At 68.0% G+C, this 19,682-nt stretch carries 16 protein-coding genes and 1 pseudogene; 9 read left to right on the forward strand and 8 right to left on the reverse strand.

Translation table 11 applies throughout. The features are described 5' to 3' along the window. Positions 1-65: 65 nt before the first annotated feature. From PZE19_RS27730 to PZE19_RS27750, 5 genes are all read right to left on the reverse strand, one after another. The gene (locus tag PZE19_RS27730) at positions 66-356 is read right to left on the reverse strand and encodes a hypothetical protein (RefSeq protein WP_277863849.1); all 291 of its coding nucleotides are present in this window, start codon (positions 354-356) and stop codon (positions 66-68) included. A gap of 91 nt (positions 357-447) precedes the next feature. Further along, positions 448-1,773 carry an IS701 family transposase gene (locus tag PZE19_RS27735; protein ID WP_277863850.1) on the reverse strand — a complete coding sequence of 442 codons (1,326 nt, stop codon included), beginning with the start codon at positions 1,771-1,773 and terminating at the stop codon, positions 448-450. Beyond that, positions 1,722-2,159: a hypothetical protein gene (locus PZE19_RS27740; protein ID WP_277863851.1), complete on the reverse strand. Its 438-nt coding sequence runs from the start codon at positions 2,157-2,159 to the stop codon at positions 1,722-1,724. The genes PZE19_RS27735 and PZE19_RS27740 overlap by 52 nt, the downstream gene beginning before the upstream one ends. Before the next feature lie 82 nt (positions 2,160-2,241). Then, positions 2,242-3,555, reverse strand: coding sequence for a ParB N-terminal domain-containing protein (locus tag PZE19_RS27745; protein WP_277863852.1), 1,314 nt, complete (start codon positions 3,553-3,555; stop codon positions 2,242-2,244). 253 nt (positions 3,556-3,808) lie between these two features. Continuing rightward, on the reverse strand, positions 3,809-4,240 hold the full coding sequence (locus PZE19_RS27750; RefSeq protein ID WP_277863853.1) for a hypothetical protein: 432 nt from the start codon (positions 4,238-4,240) through the stop codon (positions 3,809-3,811). Between the two features lie 276 nt (positions 4,241-4,516). Here PZE19_RS27750 and PZE19_RS27755 point away from each other — a divergent pair, with 276 nt between their 5' ends. Then, positions 4,517-6,469, forward strand: coding sequence for a hypothetical protein (locus PZE19_RS27755; protein ID WP_277863854.1), 1,953 nt, complete (start codon positions 4,517-4,519; stop codon positions 6,467-6,469). A gap of 680 nt (positions 6,470-7,149) precedes the next feature. Here the strand turns inward: PZE19_RS27755 and PZE19_RS27760 are convergent. Next, positions 7,150-8,316 (reverse strand): ISAs1 family transposase, encoded by a 1,167-nt coding sequence (locus PZE19_RS27760; RefSeq protein ID WP_277862715.1) that lies wholly within the window; start codon positions 8,314-8,316, stop codon positions 7,150-7,152. A gap of 459 nt (positions 8,317-8,775) precedes the next feature. Between PZE19_RS27760 and PZE19_RS27765 the strand changes: the two genes are divergently transcribed. From PZE19_RS27765 to PZE19_RS27785, 6 genes are read left to right on the forward strand one after another with little or no spacing between them, the layout of a single operon-like run. Continuing rightward, positions 8,776-9,096, forward strand: a complete 321-nt coding sequence (locus PZE19_RS27765; protein ID WP_277863855.1) for a recombinase family protein — start codon at positions 8,776-8,778, stop codon at positions 9,094-9,096. Next, complete coding sequence (locus PZE19_RS33250) at positions 8,984-9,427, forward strand: hypothetical protein (RefSeq protein WP_368411390.1); 444 nt, start codon at positions 8,984-8,986, stop codon at positions 9,425-9,427. Before PZE19_RS27765 ends, PZE19_RS33250 begins: the two co-directional genes overlap by 113 nt. 60 nt (positions 9,428-9,487) lie before the next feature. Beyond that, positions 9,488-14,152: a PAS domain S-box protein gene (locus PZE19_RS27770; protein WP_277863856.1), complete on the forward strand. Its 4,665-nt coding sequence runs from the start codon at positions 9,488-9,490 to the stop codon at positions 14,150-14,152. 38 nt (positions 14,153-14,190) lie between these two features. Continuing rightward, a complete protein-coding gene (locus PZE19_RS27775; protein ID WP_277863857.1) occupies positions 14,191-15,336 on the forward strand; it encodes a PP2C family protein-serine/threonine phosphatase in 1,146 nt (381 codons plus the stop codon). 55 nt (positions 15,337-15,391) lie between these two features. Continuing rightward, positions 15,392-15,745, forward strand: coding sequence for an ATP-binding protein (locus PZE19_RS27780; protein ID WP_277863858.1), 354 nt, complete (start codon positions 15,392-15,394; stop codon positions 15,743-15,745). Further along, positions 15,742-16,104 (forward strand): ATP-binding protein, encoded by a 363-nt coding sequence (locus PZE19_RS27785; RefSeq protein ID WP_277863859.1) that lies wholly within the window; start codon positions 15,742-15,744, stop codon positions 16,102-16,104. The genes PZE19_RS27780 and PZE19_RS27785 overlap by 4 nt, the downstream gene beginning before the upstream one ends. Before the next feature lie 524 nt (positions 16,105-16,628). On the opposite strand, the gene PZE19_RS27790 is transcribed toward PZE19_RS27785, so the two are convergent. Continuing rightward, entirely contained in the window at positions 16,629-17,141 is a 513-nt protein-coding gene (locus tag PZE19_RS27790; protein WP_277864392.1) for an IS5 family transposase, read from the reverse strand. Between the two features lie 85 nt (positions 17,142-17,226). After that, positions 17,227-17,451, reverse strand: a pseudogene (locus tag PZE19_RS33255) (transposase); the annotation flags it as partial. 148 nt (positions 17,452-17,599) lie between these two features. Here PZE19_RS33255 and PZE19_RS27795 point away from each other — a divergent pair. After that, a complete protein-coding gene (locus tag PZE19_RS27795; protein WP_277858971.1) occupies positions 17,600-18,760 on the forward strand; it encodes an IS701 family transposase in 1,161 nt (386 codons plus the stop codon). 593 nt (positions 18,761-19,353) lie between these two features. Continuing rightward, positions 19,354-19,629 (forward strand): hypothetical protein, encoded by a 276-nt coding sequence (locus tag PZE19_RS27800; RefSeq protein ID WP_277863860.1) that lies wholly within the window; start codon positions 19,354-19,356, stop codon positions 19,627-19,629. Positions 19,630-19,682 lie beyond the last annotated feature (53 nt).

The raw sequence follows: 19,682 nt of genomic DNA on the forward strand, positions 1-19,682 counted from the left end.
CTTCCGGGCTTTCCACCTGGGCACCAGGTGATCGCTACGGCGACCGGCCCTCCTGTCATCCGATCTCAGGCGGGATCGTTGTACCAAGGGCCTTGCCGCCACAATGCGTCAAATTCCTCGGCGGATAGCGCCGCATCGGCCGAGTGGTCCATCTCGGATTCGTGCCCGTAACTGAGGCCGCCGAATCGGTCCTCATGATGCTCGGAGCTATAGCGGAGGCGTACCCCGCCGTCGTACTCCTCGACTTGGCGGGAGGGAAACCCGTCGTCGCCGATCTCGAAATACCACCAAGAGCCACCCCAGCCGGCGTATTCGTCGCCTCGATCATCGTCCCAGCGATATTTGAGGTGGTGCATGCGCGGCGCCGCCTAACTCGTGTTCGGCCTCGGCCGCCGCGGCGGGAATCCCCCGGCGGCCTTGTGCCAGTGGTAGATCCTCGACTCCTCGTTACGCCGCAGCACGCGGCTGACGACCGCCGCGATCTCCTCCGGGCTCGGTAGCCGATCGCGGAGCAGCCGGGCCAGCATGTGCCGCGTCTGAGGCACCGTGATCGCCGGGGTTTCCCCCCCCGACTCGCCGCCGCTCCAGCCACAGGAACCACAACGCCACCAGGCAGAGCGTCATGTGGTGGTGCCAGCCCACCCAACTCCGGACCTCGTAATGATCCAGCCCGACCTCGCCCTTGCCGGCGCCGAACACCTCCTCGATCCGGTGCCGTAGCCGCTGGGCTCGCACCACCTCGGCCAAGGGGGTCTCGGGGCCGGCGTTGCACAGGGCGTAGTCGATCCGCGACTCACCGACCGGGCGGATCACCAACAACCTCTCCTCCGGCCCGAGATGCCTGTCCTGCTTGGCCCGGACACGCACGCTCAACGCATCGACTTCAAGCGGCCCCTTCTCGCCGTCGCGGACCGTGATCCGCTCCCAGCGCGACTCCGGCTGGCTCGCCGCCCAGGCGTCGGCCCTCACGAACGGCACCTCGCGTCGGCGGCCGACGCCGGCCCTCTTGCGGGGCGGGCGACGCCGCTCCAGGTCGCGCACCGTGGTGTTGCAGGGCAGGTCCAGGACATACCGCTCGGCGCGTCGACGCAGCGCGGCGCGGAACTCGGAGGCCCGGCCCAATTCGTCGTCGCCGACGATCCAGCCGTGGGGCAGGCCGGGCAGGCTCCGGTCGAGCAGGTCCAACGCAATCCGCCAGGTCTCCTGGAACTCGACCTCCCCGGGGACGTGGCGCTTCTCGCGTCGGGCCTCGTCATCGGCCCACCCCCGGGGCAGGTAGAGCCGGCGGTCCAGCGGGACGTAGCCGGCCTCGGCGGCGTAGGCCAGGAAGACGCCGATCTGGCAATTCTCGACCTTGCCCAGCCGACCGCACCACTGGCGATCGACGCCGCAGGACTCGGCCCCCTTCTTGGGGAAGCCGCTGGGATCGACGATCACGACGCCGTCGGGTGCGGCCAATTCCTCGCGGATGTGCTGCCGCAGCTCGCCCATCACGGCCTCGTCGTCCCACTTGCCGGCGCCGACGAAGAACTGGATCGGCTTGCGGGGCAGGCCGGCCTCGATGGCGATCGGCTCGGAAGTCTTGCGTTCCAGGCCGCCGAGCCGGCCGCGGATGACTAGGGCGGCGGTGGCTCGCTGCTCGGTGCGATAGAAACGGGGCAGATAGCGTTGGAGGAAGGCCGTCAGGCGTTCGAGCCGACCCCGGACGGTATCGGGCGTGATCACGGCATCGGCCAGCAGGGCCTGCGCCTCGGGATGATCCAGCAGTGACATCGGAAGACCTCCGGGCGTGCTGCACGTCCGCCATGAAGGTCGATCGTAGAAGGGGTGCGTCCAGAAGTCACGAGGAATCGGTTACAGTAGAAGTATCGAACGTCGCGCTGTGCATCACGACCGGCGGGCAATCCGGTCGATCGAGCGGCTCCAAAGCCCAGACGAGCTTGGGGGACGCCGCCGGGCAGGTTCTTGATCGAGACGTGATTCGCGCCGACGAAGAGGATGTGGACCGCACGGTCGATGAACAGGCCGACGCTGACGATCTGGTTGTGCCGCTTGACGCCCGTCGTCTCGATGTCGATGACGATCGGCTCCCTGGTCTTCGCCAGGGCGTCGCGGGTGATGATGGGGCAATGGATATAGCCGGGCTTGACGGGAATCATGGGAGCCTCCTGCGCGTGGATATGAAACGGCCCCGGCGTCGTATGCCGGGGCCGCCATGCCGGTGGGGTTTGCTAGGCGGGATCAGGCGTCGTAGGCGGGCTGCTCGGCGTCCTCGGACTCTTCGACGAGAGATTTGTCGAGCGGCCGGGCGTCGGCCTGAAGGGCGACGGGGTCGCTGCTCTCGGGGTGGCGCTCTTCGACGCCGACGCGGGCATGGGCTTGGTCGAGGTTCTCGGGCTTGGCCGGAGCCGGGGCGGGATCGGCCGGGGAGGGATCGGCCGGTTTGGCGATCTTGACGTGCTTGAAGGCGTCGGCCCCGATGTTGAATGCCTTGCTCAGCGCGTCTCGGGCGTTGGACTTCTGCACTTCGACGCCGAGCATTTTCGCACGGCCGGCCGCGAGTGCCGTGAACATCGGGCCGACTTCCGTGAGCGCTGCGCACAGAGCTTCGAGGACGGTGGCGAGCTTGTCGTACTCGGGCTCGGCGATGGTCACCGAGATGCCGGGGATGACGAGCTTGGCGACGTTCGTCTTCGGGTCGCGTTCGACGCACGCCCCGTGCTTGTAGTCGGCCTCGGCCGGGAGGGGCTTGCCCCGCCGAGCCGATTCGACCCAGGCCTCGCCGAGATGCTTGGCGACGCGATTCTTCGGCAGGGAGAGGCTGTCGGGCAACTTCTTGCCGACCGATACAGCCTTGTCGGCCTTCAGGAAGATCTGGGCCTTGATGGCCATGATGCGGTGCGTCAGGTTCGTTTCGAGCAGCTTGACGCCGCCCGCGATCCCGCCCTCTGCCGCCTCAAGCATCCGGTTCATGAGGGTGAAGCCGACGGAGCCGTCGTTGACGAAGTCCAGAGCGAACTTGTTGCGGTAGACCCTGCGATGATTCTGGAAGGTCGTCTCGGGGGTGCCGCAACTCTTCTTGACCCACTGCGGGTCGGCACCCTCGTCGAAGAGCCTGCAGACCGCTCGGAAGATGTGGTGCTCGTCGAGGCCGGACCGAGCGAGGTTGTCCTGGAGGGCGTCGACCAGGAGATCGAGTTTGCTGCCCTGGACGACGATCACGGGGACGAGCATGTCCGCCGTGAACTTTGGGCAGTCGGCGAGTTCGGCGAGGTGCTTGAGGACGGTCCATCGGGACCGGCCGCCGACGACCACGTAAGTGTCGCCGTCCTTGATGACGCGGAGGAGGTTGGAGATGTTCTTGACGGTCCCGATGGAGTCCTTGAGGGAGACCATGCGGGGGCAGTCGACGTCGTAATCTTTCTTGTCGCGGTTGGCGTAGTCTTCGCTGCCCACGACGATCTTGCTCAGCGGGACGCTGATCGAGGCGACGGCCTGGAGGGTTGAATACGGGACGATCTTCTCGGCGGGCTCGGTCTCTTCGGCCTTGGCCATGGAGGCAAATCCTTGCCTGGCGAAATGGGCAAAATAGGTTGAGTCCCCGCGCGGTGAACTACCGCGTCGATCGCTCAACCACAGCCCGGCCCGATCGTTCACGACGAGGATCGGATCGCCGGGGCGTTCAACCCGTCGGCCAGACGGTGGATATTACGCAAAGATTGATGATTCAAGACTTTGCATACAACTGGAGTGCGTTCGCGAGGCCGAAATCCCCATGTGTATACGTCCCGAGGAATCCTTGACTTTTCTAGATCAGGTCGTACGGGACGTCCCGCTCGACGAAGCCGAGCATGGCGCATCGTTCGGGATCGGTGGATATCGGCTTCAGGAGGCCATCGCCGTACCGGCGGTAGTAGATGCGCCAACGCCTGGCGACGCCGATGAGGACCTTGTTGCCCCTGAAGACGTTGTCGAACGTCGCATTGTGCTTGTCCTCGTCCAGGAAGTGGACGGTGCCAAAGCCGGGCAGTGGGTTGGGGAAGACGATCGTCGCGATAAGGTGGGCGATCCCCACCTGCCGCTTGACCTTGCCGCCAGGTCGATAGGGCTGGAAGTGCGGCGCGTCGCGGGATTCGGGGGTCGAGACCGCCAGCCAGTCGCGACACCGGTCCGACCAGATCTTCCCGTCGAGCGTGATCCAGTAACCGGGCCAACCCTGATCCGCAAGCTCCCGCATCATGATCCTGCCCTCCTCAAAGAAGTCTAGATCACGCGAGCCCGCAGGACAGGGATTACTTGCAGGTCGCGTCAACGTATTGGCATAAATAATAGGTGCAAATATCACGTGTGAGTGGGCAGGTGTGAAGAGCCGCCCCGTTCACGACGACTCGACGCCGAAAGACTGTGCGGCACCGTCGCCGCTGATGACTTCGCAAGCAGCTTCACACCTGGCGCCCGCCAACCCTTTCCCAATCTTTCGGGGGTGGCGGGCGGTGGTGTGCATAGGCACGCACCGATGAGCAAACTGGAATTCACCCTGCTCGACAAGGCCCTGATCAAGTCCCGCGGCCTGAACCACGTCCGCAAGCTCGGCGTCCTCGCCGCCTACCAGGGCGGGACCAACCGCGTCGTCTTCGACAACCGGCTGTGGGAGGAACTCGCCCCCGCCTGGGGCGTCACCAGGCCGCAGTACGTCGCGGCCGTCGGCCGACTCCAGAACTGGCCAACCGTCGGCTGGCTCACGCGGGTGGAGAACTCGCGGTACGACCTCGGCCCCGCCCCCGGGCCCGGCGACTTCATCAAGGTGCCCAACCTCCTCTTCGAGTCCGGCCTGGCCCCGTGGGCCATCCTCGGCGTCGTCGGCGTCCTGTCCCACCCGGCCGGGAGCAGGGGCAACGACGTCTTCGCACTTTACAAGGTGAGCAAGCTGAAGGAGCGCTACCCGACCATCGCCCACTCGATGCCGCAGGAGCGGACGGCCGCCAGCGGCAAGCGGGGCGGGTGGAGCGGCCAGTGCGAGAAGGCCAAACGGTTCGCCGACGCCCTGGAGACCGCCGGGGTGGTCGAGATCGTCAGCGCCCGCCGGCCCAGGACCGCGGCCAAGGTCAAAGTGCACATCACGGAGGCGACGATCGCCGCCCTGAAAGCCCTCGCTCCCTGGACCGTCGCAATTTCCAAGAACGAGTCCAGAGGTAGCGACGATGGCACCGTCGCCGCGACAGCCCCCACCTCTGGGCGCTCCAAGGGCCGGGCGAAGGCGGCGACCGTCGCTAACCTTGGACAGGTCGCCGAAGCCACTGTCGCCACCCTTGAAATACCACCGTCGCCACCCGTAAAAAACGAGAGACCGCGAGAGACCCAGGTTAGGTTGAAAGACCCAGAAAGTCTAAAAAAGGGACGTGAACGGGAAACCGGAAGCCGACAGGCGGATCTGTTCGCCGCTGACGCGGCGAACGCAGACGAGCTTTCAGCTCGCGGCCGGCGGGGAGTGGCGACCGAGTCCGTGCATCGGGACGACCCTGGATCCTCCGTACCGGCCTACTCCTGGAACTTCCAGGTTCCGCCGGACCTGGATCCCGAAGACAAGGTTTCGGTAAGCATGGATCCCGCAGTCATAATCGACAACTCCTGGAAGCCCTTCGTTCTGTCCAAGCCCGGGATCCTGCTGGCCGCGGAACACGCTCAGGCTTCGGGCTCGGAGTTCCTGGTTCCCGCGTTCTTCGCCGGCGACCTGGATCCCGACTTCGTCTACTCGTTGGGCCGCCCTGCGGCTTCACTGGCCATCGGTCGCACCGCCGACGCTGCGGGCGGCCACGGACGGGCCCCGCGCTCCAAGCCTCAGGAAGGGCAAGAGAAGGCCCTCCCGGGGAAGGAGTCTCTGAAAGCCAAGGAGCGGGCGAAAGTGGCGGCCGGCAACGGTGCCTCGGACTCCAGCGGCGACGAGGGCTACCGCGCGTTCGTCAGGCTCTACAACTCGGTGGTCCACGGCGCCCACGTCGAGTACATCAATCTGGGCCACGCGCCGCCGAAGTCGCACTACGTGAGTCCCTCGATCGAGCCGAAGGTGCGGAAGGCCTGGACCATGCGGCGCGACCACTTCCAGGAGACGATGGTCGAGTGCCTCGAAGCTCCATCTCGGTCCCGCTTCCTGCTCGACCTGTCGAAGGGGGTGCCCGGCAAGGATGGTTCCGGGACGGTCCCCTGGGAGTTAAACCCGCTCCACCTGCTTCGGAGGTGGGACGACGTCCTGGCCGGAAGGTACGAGGGGTTGTTCGGCGAGAAGGTTCGGCCGATCGCGGAGCGTCTGCAAGACCCGACCTGCCAGTTGTGGGCCGAGTGCCGCAGGCTCGGCGCTGATCCGAAGACCGTGCTCTCGAAAGTGTCCTGCGGATTCGCCCCGTACGAGATCCAGTTCGCGCTGCACCACGTCCGTCGACTCAAGCTGGCGGAGAAGCATCTCGCCGCATGACGTCGTCGAGACGCATCAAAGCATTCTCTATAGACCCGATCGCCTGCTCCCCTGGGAGGTGTGAACACTCTCACCACCCCGGAGGCTCGGTGATGGACCGATGCTTGAAGCGTTGGGGGGCCGGCGACGACCCCATGATGAGCGGCTTGATCCTCGGCGGCCACGAGGTCAGCTACTCGGAGCTGGCCGAGTGGCCTACGGACAGGCTGCGAGCCGTCGAGGTCGGCGTACCGCCCGACCTCGTCGCCGAGTACGAGGCGGGCGGCGGCGGTTTCGAGCCCGGGGGCGTGCTTTCCTGGCTCCTGGCGCGGGCCGAGCCCGTCGACCGCGGTTGGACGACCATCAGCGTCTACAGCCGCTCGGACGCCTTGAGGGACGGCGTCCTCTGCGACGTCTCGGGGTTGGCTCGCGAGGCGAAGTTCAAGGTCCCCGTCGCGGTCACCGCCGCCGTCCGGGCCCGCTGCATCCTCATCCCGCCGGGCGTCGAAGCTCAGGACGAGGCGGGCCGGACCTGGGATCTCGTCTGGATGCTCATGGTCGCCGTCGGTCGGGATGGGCTCGACCGAGACGCGATCAGCTATCAAGTGTTGGTGAGGAACGACGACGGGAGCCCGAAGCCCGTCCGGTTGAAGGCGATTTGCGCGCCTGGCGACGAGGGCGCCCCGCAGGGCCAGCGCTCACTAACATGTCGATCCTCTAACGACTTCCATCAAGTAGTCGTCGCTCCATCCGCATCCGCGTCGCTTCATGGCGACGCTGTCCCGCCCGGGGTGCCGCTTGAGCAGGGACAGGCAGAAGCGATTCAGCCAGGCCATGTTCTGGCGCAGGTGCTCCTCTCGGATTCGCGACTCGTCCTCGCGGAAGGTCACGTCGAGGGTCCAGTGGCAGCCGTTCTCGATCCCCCAGCGCGAGCGGACCGCGTGGGCGAACGCCTTAGCGTCGGGCTCGACCGGCAGGCTGCTGATGTAGTAGCGGACGTCCTCCGCCGTCTTTCCCTCGCGGACGACCTCGGAGATCGCCACGCCGATCGACCTCAGCCCCCGCCACGCCTCGAAGCCGGGGAGGTCCTTCGGGGCCTCGAGCTGGATGTACGTCCGCGACTCGCGACGGCCGTGGGCCGCCTCATCGACCTGGAGGCGGCCGACCGGCTCCCCCGCGAACCCTTCGTCCCAACGCCCCAGGACGTGGGCGACGGCCGCCCGATGCAGCGTCCCCTGGTTCCCCTTCAGCGCCAGCACGTAGTCGCCGCCGGCGGCGACGACCGCCCCGGCGACCTCCCTCTGGCAGCCCATCGCGTCGATCGTCACGACGCCGCCGGAGACGTCGATCAGCTTCAGCAACTCGGGGATCGCAGCGATCTCGTTCGACTTCTCATCGCAAGCGACCTGGCCCAGCGACAGGCCGTACTCGCTCGCCCAGGCGGTCACCGAGTGCAACGCCCCCAGGCCGTTCTTGCGGTCGTGGCTGCGACGCAGGGTCTTGCCGTCGATCGCCAGCGTGGGCCGCTCGACGCCCGTCTCGGCCGCGGCCTCGTCGCGCAGCGACCGCAGCCAGGCGGCGAAGCACGGCTGGAACGCCTCGGGCCGCAGGGCCATCAACACGCGCCGGAAGACGTCCTTGCACGGCACCCCGTTCGGCAGCGGCAGGATCGACTCGAGCAGACCCCGCTTGAACGCCGCCCACCGCGCGATCGCCGTCGGCCCGGAGGCCCCCGCCAGGACCGCGACCAGGGCGATCACCACCACCGAGGCCAGCGGATGCTTGCGATTGATCTCCGACCGCGGGTCATCCAGGTCCTGGAAGAACGCCGCCACCTCGTCCATACCGAACCGGCTCGCATCCGCCATCGACCGACCCCCGTCCCCCGCGCCGTGACGCCGCCTGGAGATGGTCTAACCGATGACTCGATCCGGCGCAAGCCGCCAGACTCCGCCGAATCTACCTATAAGTGCGCGCTGGCCCTGGGGCGCCCCGTGCATCACGATCATGCTGCCCGATGAGGATTAAATACAAAGGCTGTGGTCGACGATCAGTTGTCGTCGGGCCCTGCACGAGCGGCCGGTTGGTCAAATCCTAGCCGACCGCTCGCGCTCCGCGACGCTGAGGAAAATCGATCGGCACGGCGTTCTTCCCGGGGGGACGCCTGCCCCGGCGTTATGGCAAACCAGGGGTCCCGAGAGGGCCCGACGGCCTAGCCGGCACCGACAAAACCAGGATCTTCCGCTTGGAGATCTTTCTCGGAATGAATTCTCGCCAGGGTACGGGTACGATGAGTTCCTGGAGAGCTAGCTGACAGGAGACGTCGCATGCGGGTCGGTTACGCCCGGGTCTCCACCGACGGGCAGTCGCTCGACCTCCAGCTCGACGCGTTGAAGAATGCGGGGTGCAAGCGGGTCTTAACCGACAAGGCGTCGGGCGTTAATCGGGAGCGACTCGGCCTGACGGACGCCGTCGTCCCATCTTCGGTCGGGCGACGTGCTCGTGGTCTGGAAGCTGGACCGACTGGGGCGCACGGTGAGGGGCTGGTGGAGTTCATGGCCGGCCTGCAGGAACAAGGGTCCAGTTCCGCAGCTCGACCGACGGCATCGACGCTACGACCCCGGCGGGTCGGTCCTTGTTCCACGTGATGGGCTCGCTGGCGCAGATGATGCGAGAGTCCTGGCCGAACGGAGCCGGGCCGGCCTGGACGCGGCGTTGCGACGGGGCCGGGTGGGCGGTCGGAAGCTGCGGATGACGCCGGGCGATGTGGAATCCGCCCGCAAGCTGCTCGGGGGCGGGATGCCGCCCCGGGACGTGGACGGGTACCTCGGCGCCTCGGTCCCGAAGCTCTATCGCTGGATGCCTCCATCGAGCCGCCGAGGCTGCAGGCTCGAGGCGAGGGACGGCTCCGACGAGTCTACGATTTCGAGGGTCGCGTCGAAGCGATCGGACAGTTCGAGTTTCGCCGACGTTGATTGAAGGTCGGCTTCGCCATCGCCTCCCATGAACGCGTAGTCGCGGGGATCGGGGGGGGATGGCATGGACGAGGACGGCGTCATGCGGTTCCAGACACCTATGCGGCTCCGGACGCTCGGGTTGAACACGCGCATCCTGCTCCTCGTCGGGACCCCGGTCGTGGCCACCGCGCTGATCACGACCTTCGTGGTCTACTCGTCCACGCGACGGTTCGTCGAGGACGCGATCGGGGACCAGATGGTCATGCAGGCCCGGATCGTCGCACATCTCGTGGCGATCGCGGAGCGGAAGGGGCCGGACGGGATGACCCCGGAGGAGGTCGACCGCCACCTGAAGGAACTCGCCCGGTTCGCCAAGGAGCAGAAGAAGTACGACTACGAGTTCTGGATCACCGACAGCGCCGGCAGGGTGGTGATGGGCACGGAAGGGGTGGAGTTCACCTTCAAGCCCGACCAACCGCAGGCCGGCGCCTTCCTCCGCCTGCTCGACGGCGGCCGTGACCACTCGGACATCGTGGTCCAGGAGAGCCGCAAGCGAGAGATCGACAATTTCGTGTACAAGTACGTCGGCGTCGGCGGCGTGGACCGACCGCGCATCGTCGAAGTCGGATACAAGACCGACTCCCTGCTGGCCGAACTCGCCTACAAGAACTTCTTGCTGGCCGGAGGCGTCGCGGGCCTCCTCCTGGCCACCGGGTGCCTCGGGTACTTCACCCTCCGGAACACGGTCACGGTGCCGCTCGGTCAGCTGATCCGGGCCGCCAGGGCCGTCGAGGACGAAGAATACGAGATGGGGACCTTGAGGGGCGTCCGCGAGCGCGCGGACGAACTGGGGAGCCTGGCCTCGGTCTTCGAGGACATGGTGGCGAGGCTCTCCACCCGCTACGACGAGCTGGTCAACTTCATGCGCGCCGTGGTCATCAAGATCGACGGCGACCGCGTGGTGACGTTCGCGAACAACTACGCCTCCGAGCTTCTGGGGTATTCCAACGCCGAGCTCGTCGGTCGACGCCTGGACCTGATCGTCCCGCCGGAGTGGCACGAGGAGGTGCGACGACGCGTCGACTCGCTCCGGGGGCAGGACGTGCAGGTCAACGAGGTCAACGAGAACGTGACGAAGTCGGGGGAACGCCTCTGGGTCGCGTGGTCGAACCGGGTGATCAGGGCGGGCGAAGGGCGCGAGAAGGAGCTGCTCTGCGTGGGCAACAACATCACCGAGGAGGTGAGCCACAAGAAGCGGCTGGAGGACCTGATCGGCGAGCTGGAGCGGGCGAGGGATGAGGCGCAGAAGAGCGAGCAGCAGTTCCGAACGCTGATCGAGGCGATCCCCGACGCCCTGGTCATCAGCGACCGGGAGGGGCGCATCCGTCTGGTCAACGCGCAGACGGAGCGCCTGTTCGGATACCGCCGCGAGGAGATCATCGGCCGGTCGGTCGAACGGCTCGTTCCCGAGAGGTTCCGGCCGGGGCACCCCGCGCTGCGACAGGGGTACTACCGGGAGCCCGCGGTCCGCTCCATCGGCGTCGGGCGCACGCTCACGGCGGTCGGAAAGGACGGCTGCGAGTTCCCCGTGGAGATCAGCCTCAGCCCGCTGCCCGACCCGGACGGGGAGAGCATGCTCGTCTGCAGCTCGGTGCGCGACGTCCGCGAGCTGAGCAGGCTGGAGCAGGAGGTGATCCTCAGCGAGGAGCGCAGCCGCCTGATCCTCGAATCTTCGTCGGAGGGCATCTTCGGCGTGGATCGGGCCGGGGCCGTCACGTTCGTCAACCCCGCCGCGACCCGGTTGCTGGGGTACTCGTCCGAGGAGCTGATCGGCCGGCCGTCTCACTCCCTGATCCACCACAGCCGGGCCGACGGCTCGACCTACCCCGTGGGCGAGTGCCCGATGCACGCCGCCCACACTCGGGGCGAGGCGAGCCGCGTCGCCGACGAACTTCTCTGGCGCAAGGACGGCCACGGCCTCCCCGTCGAGTACGGCGCCACTCCGATCCTCAAAGACGGGGCCATCGCCGGAGCGGTGATCAGCTTCACCGACATCACCGAGCGCAAGGAAGCCGAGGAACGAATCAACGCCTACTTCAACAGTTCGAGCGACGGCTTGCTCATCCTGTCGCCGGGTCGTGGGTTCGTCCACGCGAATCAAGCCGCCGCGACCTTGTACGGATTCGACAAGATCGACGACCTGCTCAAGTGCGGGCCGGTGGAGCTTTCCCCGGAACGCCAGCCCGACGGCCGAATCTCGGGCGAAGCGGCCGTCGACCACGTCTCCGCCGCGATGCGGATGAGAACGCCGCTGCGTTTCGATTGGACCCATAAGCGTCGAGACGGATCGGAGCTGCCCTGCGAAATCACGCTGTGCCGCATCACACTGGCCGGCGGCCACGTCCTGCTGACCAGCGTCCGCGACATCACCGAGCGCAAGAACAACGAGGCGGAACTCGTGGCCGCCAGGGAGGCCGCCGAGGAGGCCACCCGGGCGAAGTCCGACTTCCTCGCCAACATGAGCCACGAGATCCGCACGCCGATGAATGCGGTCATCGGCATGACCCACTTGGCCCTCCAGACCGAACTGACGGCCAAGCAGCGCGACTACCTCCGCAAGATCGACGGCTCGGCCAAGGCCCTGCTGCGGATCATCAACGACATCCTCGACTTCTCCAAGATCGAGGCGGGCCGCCTCGACATCGAGTCGGTCGAGTTCGACCTCGAAGAGGTCCTGGACAACGTCGCCAGCCTGGTCACGGTCAAGGCCGAGGAGAAGGGGCTGGAGGTGCTCTTCCGCACCGACCCGGGCGTGCCGCTCCACCTGGTCGGCGACCCGCTCCGGCTCGGTCAGGTGCTCCTCAACCTGGCGGGCAACGCGGTCAAGTTCACCCGGGAAGGCGAGATCGTCATCGCCACGGCCGCCATGGAGGTTATCGAGGACCGGGCCGTCCTGGAGTTCGCCGTCAGCGACACCGGGATCGGAATGACCACCGAGCAGGCTGCCAGGCTCTTTCGGCCGTTCTCGCAGGCCGACACGTCGACGACCCGGAAGTTCGGGGGGACCGGCCTGGGCCTGTCGATCAGCAAGCGGCTCGTCGAGATGATGGGGGGCGAGATACGGGTCGAGAGCGAGCCCGGCCAGGGGAGCGTCTTCCGCTTCACGGCCTCGTTCGCCCGCACCGGCAAGCCGAGGGCCCGCCTCGCCAGCCTGGTCGGCGACCTCCGGGGCCTGCGCGTCCTGGTGGTGGACGACAGCGAGACGTCGCGCCAGATCCTGTCCGAGAGCCTGACGGCGATGACGTTCGACGTCGGGCTCGCCACCAGCGGGGAGGCGGCCCTCGTGGAGCTGGACCGGGCGGCCGACGAGGGCCGCCCCTTCGACCTGGTCCTGATGGACTACAAGATGCCCGGAATGGACGGGATCGAGGCGGGCCGGCGCATCAAGCGGGGGGCCGGGCCGCGCAAGGTCCCGACGGTCGTCATGGTGACGGCCTACGGCCGCGAGGAGGTCATGAAGCAGGCCGAGGGTGCCGGGTTCGAGGGCTTCCTCATCAAGCCGGTGAACCAGTCGGTGCTGCTGAACACCGTCATGGAGGTCTTCGGCCGCGGCGGCCACCGCGAGTTCCAGCCGCTGGCTCCCCAGGCGACCCACCCGGACGCACTCGCGTCCATCCGGGGCGCCCGGCTACTCGTGGCCGAGGACAACGAGATCAACCAGCAGGTGGCACAGGAGATCCTGGAGTCGGCCGGGTTCGCCGTGGAGATCGCCGGCAACGGCCTGGAGGCCGTCGAGAAGGTGCGATCGGGCGCGTTCGACGCGGTCCTGATGGACATCCAGATGCCGGAGATGGACGGCCTCCAGGCCGCCGAGGAACTGCGTCGCGACGGCCGGTTCGGCGACCTGCCGATCATCGCCATGACCGCGCACGCGATGGCGGGCGACCGGGAGCAGAGCCTCCGGGCCGGCATGAACGACCACGTCACCAAGCCGATCGACCCCGACGCGCTGTTCGCCGTCCTGCTCCGGTGGGTCCGACCGGGCGTGCGGGAGGGCGTCACTAGGCCGCCGGCCCGGAAGCCCGATGCGACGAAGCGTCGCGAGGCCCCCCGGGGTGCGGGCGAAGCCCTGCCGGGGATCGACCGGGCCGCCGGGCTGAGGCGGGTCGCCGGCAACGAAGCCCTCTACGGCAAGCTCCTGCTCGACTTCCACCGCGATTACGCGACCAGCGTCGACCGCATCCGGGCCGCGCTCGGGGACGATCGGATCGCGGACGCCGAGCGGCATGTCCACACCCTCAAGGGCGTGGCCGGGAACATCGGCGCGACGGACCTGCACCATGCGGCCCAGGAGCTCGACTCCGCGTTACGACTCGGCGACCTGGAGAAGGCCCGGGGGCTCCTGCCGGACGTCGAGCGCGGGCTGTCCGTGGTCATCGACGGCCTGGAGCCCCTCGCGCGACAGGCGGAGGCCAGGAAGGCGGAGGCCGAAACCTCGGAGGTCGGCGCCGGGGGTCCCGTGGACGGGCCCGCGCTGGAGGCGTCGCTCCGCGCGCTCTCCGACCTGCTCCGCAAGAGCGACCCGGAGGCCGAGGGCGCCCTGGACGAGGTCCGCGGCGCCCTCAAGGGGTCGCGTGCGAAGGAGGTCGAGCGCATCGCCCAGGCCCTCGACATGTTCGACTTCAAGGGGGCTGCGAAGGCCCTCGCCGCCCTCGCCCACGTGGAAGGCATCCGGCTCGGTCGGTGAAGCGGACCGACGTCCCCCAAGCCCTGCGGAAGGTTCTCATGGCCAAGCCACGCATCCTGGTCGTCGACGACACGCCGGCCAACATCAAGATCCTCGCCGACCTGCTCCGCAAGGACTACCTCCTGAGCGTCGCCACCGGCGGCGCCGACGCCCTGGAGATCGCCGGATCCGAGCACCGGCCCGACCTCGTGCTGCTCGACATCATGATGCCCGAGATGGACGGCTACGAGGTGTGCCGCCGGCTCAAGGCCGACCCGAAGACGCAGGAGGTGCCGGTCGTCTTCGTCACGGCGATGAGCGAGGTGGACGACGAGACGAAGGGGTTCTCGCTCGGGGCCGTCGACTACATCACCAAGCCGATCCGGCCGCCCATCGTGAAGGCGCGGGTGGCCGCGCATCTGGAACTCGCCTCGGCCCGCAAGACGCTCGCCGCGCAGAACAAGGTGCTGCGCGAATCGCTGGCCGTGGCCGCCGACGTCCAGCGGACCCTCGTACCGAAGGCCCCGACCGGACTCCACGGCCTGGACGTGGCGGGCCGGATGACCCCGTGCGACGCCGTGGGGGGCGACTACCTCGACTTCCTGACCGGCGACGACTTCGCGGGGCGCGGCTTCGGAGTCGCCGTGGGAGACGTGATGGGGCACGGGCCCGCCGCCGCCTTGCTGATGACGGCGGCCCGCGCCTGCCTGCGGATGCGGGCCTCGCGCCCCGGGGGCCTCGCCGAGGTGGTGACGGATGTGAACCGTCACTTGGCGGTCGACTTGGGCGACGTCGAGCGGTTCATGACGTTCTACCTGCTCGAAGTCCGTGGAGACGCCGTCTCCTGGGTGAGCGCCGGCCACGAGCCCGCCCTGCTGGTGGACTCGGCGTCGGGGACGATCACCGACCTGGAGGGAGACGGCCCGGTCCTCGGGATCGACGCCGACATCACCTTCCGCGGGCACCACGCCCCGTTCCGCGAGCCGGGCCTCGTCCTGGCCCTGTGCACGGACGGGGTCACCGAGGCCTGGAACGAGCAGGGCGAGCAGTTCGGGCGCGATCGCCTGAAACAGAGCCTCCTGCGGCACGCCTCTCAGGACGCCGCCGCGATCCTTGAAGCCGTGATGCGCGACGTCATCGACTTCCGCGGCCCCTGGCCGCAGAAAGATGACCTGACCTTGGTCGTGCTCAAGAGGACCTCGTAAGCCGTCCAAGACTCCTGCACGTCCGATACGTCGATGATCGCTGTTCTTTTCTCCGTTGCTATCACCCGGGCTTCCTGCTCCAGCTCTACGAGCGAGACTGCTCGAGCGGGAGGGGCGAGCGGACCGGCTCCTATTGAAGGTGGCCCGATGCCCGACGCTCAAGACGTTCGAGGGATTCGACTTCGCGGCGGTGCCGAGGCTGATGGTTCTGGAGCCGCTGCGGTGCGACTACCTCGATCGCCGCGAGAACTTCCTGCTGGTCGGCGGGCCGGGCGCCGGCAAGACCCATCTGGCGACAGTGCTCGGCGTGGAGGCCTGCGGCCGGGGCGGGCGGGTGCGGTTCCACCGGGCGACCGAGCTGGCGAATCAGCTGCTGGAGTCGAGAGAGGAGCGACATCTGGGCGGTTGAGGTCTCAGCTGACGAAGCTGGACCTGCTGATCCTCGACGACTTGGGATATGTGCCGGCGAGCAAGGCCGGCGCCGACCTGCTCTTCGACGTGATCGGTACGGCATATGGGCGGACGAGCGTGATCGTGACGACGAGCCTGTCGTTCGAGCAGTGGCCGGAGGTGCTCCTAAGCGAGCGGCTGACCGAGGCGGCGCTGGACCGGCTGAGGAATCGCCGCCAGATCTTGGAGACGGGCGCTGGGAGCTATCGTCTGAGGGACGCCGAGGGACCGTCGCCGTTCGCCGGCCGGCGAGCCGGCTTCGCCCAAGGAGGTGACACTGCGGTCCATCGGCGGCAAGCCATCGGGCAAGTTGCCTGAGTACCGGACGTCGTCCGTTTCACCCGCCCTGCACTTTTCCGACGCCGTTCACAAAAAGATTTGCCGCATCTCAAGCATATCCGGAGTGGCGAAGGGATCGCGTGCCGAGGATCGCACGGACGTGGCATCTATATAGGCTCAAAAGTTTCCGCCGTCATATCTGGGTAGGGAGATCGATCAGACTGTGTCGGAACTTGCTCCATCTCGACGATCTACCCTTGAACTTTCATCAGCAACGTTTAGAGGTTCACCATGCTTTCTGACCTGCATGGCCAACCAGTGTCCCCCAATGCCTCACACTTCACGGGTATCTGTGGGTCTATCCGAGGAGGAGGGTGTCTCGTTCGATTTCGCTACTCGTGTTGGCTTCTTCGCGGCGAGCACTGGTTTCGGCGGTTGAGGGCCCTTTGGTGGCTGGGGCGGTCGGGGCCCTTGCGGCGGTTTCGGCGGTTGATGGCCCTTCGGCGGTTGGGGGTCCCCCCAATAATGGAACTGAGTCGGGCCATGATGGCTTCCTTGAAATTCTACGGCGTGTTGACGGATTGAGCGAGCTTCCGGACGTGGATGAATCCGAAGACGAGGCGAACGACGCCGAGATAGACGTCCTTCAGCTTCTCGTACCTCGTGGCGAATCGTCGGAATTGCATCGCTTTCGCGAACGCGCGTTCGACGCGATTCCTCTGCTTGTAGATTTCGCGCATCTCGTCGTCCCAGGGCCAGGGCTCCTTGCGGTTGCTCCGGTTCGGGATCACCGGCAGGGCGTCGAGGTCGTCCAGCACCACGTCCCGCACCGCGTCGGAGTCGAACCCCTTGTCGCCCAGGACCTCGCGGACCACGCCGACCGCGTCGCGGGCCTCGATCAGGACAGCCCTCGCCAGAGGGGCGTCGTTCCTCTGGCCCTCGTCGACGTCGAGCGCCACTGCGCCGTCCTCGTCGCAGGCGACCGCGATCACCTTCGTCGTGAAGCCGCAGCGCGAACGGCCGAGGGCCTGCGCCTCGCCGCCCCCTTTTTCGCGCCGTCCCGGCGGCGCGCTGATGGGCCCGCACGACGGTCGAGTCGATCATCAGCCGCCGGGCGTCCTCGCACTCGACCCGCCCGGCAATCAGGTCGAACAGCTTCTTGAGCCGCCCCGAGTGGATCCAGCGGCGCAAGCGGTTGTGCACGGCGTCCCACGCCCCGACCTCCGCCGGCAGGTCGCGCCAGGGGATGCCGGTGCGGGCCCAGTAGAGGACGGCCTCGAAGAATATCCGGTCCGGGAGTTCGGGCTCGGGGCTCCGACGCGAGCGGCAACGCTCGATCATCGGGCTCCAGACGTCCCAGATCTCATCGGTGATCAGGTATCGCATGGCGGCGTCGGCCCCCTCCTGGGCAGTGATCCGCCTTAAACCCTTACCGGATCGGCCTCCTGACAGTCAACAGGCCCTAGTACTACAGTTGTAACTAGAGACGAGGATGGATATTCTGGCCATGGCGCGACCCGCAAGGAGGGGCACCATGGCCAGCACCGGCTCCGTCGTCACCGCCGAGGATGTGCACGTCTGGGGCGAGCAGCTCGACCAGGTCGCCCGCCGGATCGGGGCCCGCTTCGCCCGCAGCGAGACCCGCGACCGCGTCCGGGCCTGCCTCGAGGGGCTGCTGGCCCCGGTGCGGCGCAAGAACTCCTGGCGGATCGCCGAGCAGATCGGCGAGGCCGCCCCCTACGGCGTGCAACACCTGCTGGGCCGAGCCGATTGGGACCCCGACGCCGTCCGCGACGACCTGCGGGCCCATGTGGTCGACGCCCTCGGCGAGCCGGACGCCGTGCTGATCCTGGACGAGACGGGGTTCCTCAAGAAGGGCGCCCGCTCCGCGGGCGTCGCCCGTCAATATACGGGTACCGCGGGCCGGATCGAGAACGCCCAGGTCGGCGTCTTCCTCGCCTATGCCTCGCGGCACGGCGCCGCGTTCCTCGACCGGGCCCTGTACCTGCCCAAGGAGTGGACCGACGACCCCGAGCGGTGCGAGGCGGCCGGCGTCCCCGAGGCGACGGAGTTCGCCGCGAAGATCCGCCTGGCCAAGCGGATGCTCGAGCGGGCGCTCGCCGCCGGGACGCCGGCGGCCTGGGTCGTCGGCGACGAGGTCTACGGCGCCTGGGAGCTGCGGCGGTGGCTCGAGGAGCGGAAGCGGCCGTACGTCCTGGGCGTGCGGGCCGACCAGTACCTGCCGGCCGGCCGCCCGACGACGGCGACGGCCCTGGCCGGGGCGCTGACGGGGCGGTCCCGGCGCACCGTCGAGGTCGCCGCCGGGAGCAAGGGCCCGCGGCGGTACGCCTGGGCGCGGGCGGAGGTCGACCACGACCTCGGGCCCGAGTGGCGGCGGTGGCTGCTGGTCCGCAAGGGGCTCGACGAGCGCGGGGAGCTGGCCTACTACATCGCGGCGGCGCCGGCTCGCACGCCGTTGGCCGCCCTGGCGAGGGCCGCCGGGGCGAGGTGGGCGATCGAGGGGGCGTTCGAGGCGGCCAAGCAGGAGGTCGGCCTGGCCGGCTACGAGGTCAGGAGCTGGACCGGCTGGCACCGCCACGTCACGCTGGCGCTGCTGGCCCACGCCGTCCTGGCGGCGGTGCGGAGGCTGGCCGACGGCCCGCCGAAAGAAAGACGGACGGGTCCCCGGAGCTGATCGCGGTGACGGTCCCGGAGGCCCGCCGGCTGCTGGTCCGGCTCCTGTGGACGCGCCTGCCGGTGCCGATCGGGGTCCTGAATTGGTCGGAATGGCGGCGGGCCCGCCAGGCGTTCGCGCGCCGCTGCCATTACAGAAGGCGTGGAGGCGACCCGCCGGACTAGTTACAACTGTAGTAATAGCGGCAGACGGGCACGTCGCGTTCGTCAATGACGGGATCGCGCCGCAGGCCTGGGAGGCGTTGGGGACGCGTGCCGGCGGCGAGATCGCTTCACTCTAATGAGCCCGCCGTCATCGCGCCGGCCGCGGCGCGGCGGCTTGGGCCGACCGTTGGTCTTGATCCGCACCGTTCGGTCGGGTCGTGCCGAGGAGGCGTGTTCGGTCCCGCGACGTTCCGGCCGGTGGCTTCACCGTCCGGAACGCCATGACGGGCATGCAGCCGAGTCCACGGCACTTTGACGGCCCAGATCGCCCCGATGAATCGCTGAGGCTCGCCTTCGTCGCCCTCTACGCCGGCGCGTGCGCCACGGCCGCCATTCGCATCTGGGACGGCGACGGCAAGGGCTCGCTGCACTTACGGCTGGCCCCTCCTCATGCCGGGCTGGATCCCGCCCTGCGTCTTCGCGTGGATCGCGAAGCCCGTCATGGACGCCGGCTGGCTCGCCTACCTCTGCCGGCGACACCGCGTCGCCCGCGTGCTCGGGCTCGTCACCGCCCTCTTCGCGCAGTTCACCTGCCATCTGCCCGCTCCCGGGGAGATCTTCGTGGGATACTTCCTGTGGCACGCGGGCACCCTGGCCCTGACCGCGTGCGCATACCTGGCGGCGGATGAGACGCGGGGAGGCCGCCTCGCGCGACCGCCGATCTGATCTGAAAGCCCGACGAGCCACGTCATGCCCGCCTTCCTCGCCGTCGCCGGCCT

The organism is Paludisphaera mucosa, from assembly GCF_029589435.1.
In the GTDB taxonomy this organism is placed as follows: domain Bacteria; phylum Planctomycetota; class Planctomycetia; order Isosphaerales; family Isosphaeraceae; genus Paludisphaera; species Paludisphaera mucosa.

Bases quoted from the DNA above. Each gene is read 5' to 3' on its own strand.
- PZE19_RS27730 (WP_277863849.1), bottom strand. From the start codon at position 356: ATGCACCACCTCAAATATCGCTGGGACGATGATCGAGGCGACGAATAC.
- PZE19_RS27735 (WP_277863850.1), bottom strand. From the start codon at position 1,773: ATGTCACTGCTGGATCATCCCGAGGCGCAGGCCCTGCTGGCCGATGCC.
- PZE19_RS27740 (WP_277863851.1), bottom strand. From the start codon at position 2,159: ATGATTCCCGTCAAGCCCGGCTATATCCATTGCCCCATCATCACCCGC.
- PZE19_RS27745 (WP_277863852.1), bottom strand. From the start codon at position 3,555: ATGGCCAAGGCCGAAGAGACCGAGCCCGCCGAGAAGATCGTCCCGTAT.
- PZE19_RS27750 (WP_277863853.1), bottom strand. From the start codon at position 4,240: ATGATGCGGGAGCTTGCGGATCAGGGTTGGCCCGGTTACTGGATCACG.
- PZE19_RS27755 (WP_277863854.1), top strand. From the start codon at position 4,517: ATGAGCAAACTGGAATTCACCCTGCTCGACAAGGCCCTGATCAAGTCC.
- PZE19_RS27760 (WP_277862715.1), bottom strand. From the start codon at position 8,316: ATGGCGGATGCGAGCCGGTTCGGTATGGACGAGGTGGCGGCGTTCTTC.
- PZE19_RS27765 (WP_277863855.1), top strand. From the start codon at position 8,776: ATGCGGGTCGGTTACGCCCGGGTCTCCACCGACGGGCAGTCGCTCGAC.
- PZE19_RS27770 (WP_277863856.1), top strand. From the start codon at position 9,488: ATGGACGAGGACGGCGTCATGCGGTTCCAGACACCTATGCGGCTCCGG.
- PZE19_RS27775 (WP_277863857.1), top strand. From the start codon at position 14,191: ATGGCCAAGCCACGCATCCTGGTCGTCGACGACACGCCGGCCAACATC.
- PZE19_RS27795 (WP_277858971.1), top strand. From the start codon at position 17,600: ATGGCCAGCACCGGCTCCGTCGTCACCGCCGAGGATGTGCACGTCTGG.
- PZE19_RS27800 (WP_277863860.1), top strand. From the start codon at position 19,354: ATGCCGGGCTGGATCCCGCCCTGCGTCTTCGCGTGGATCGCGAAGCCC.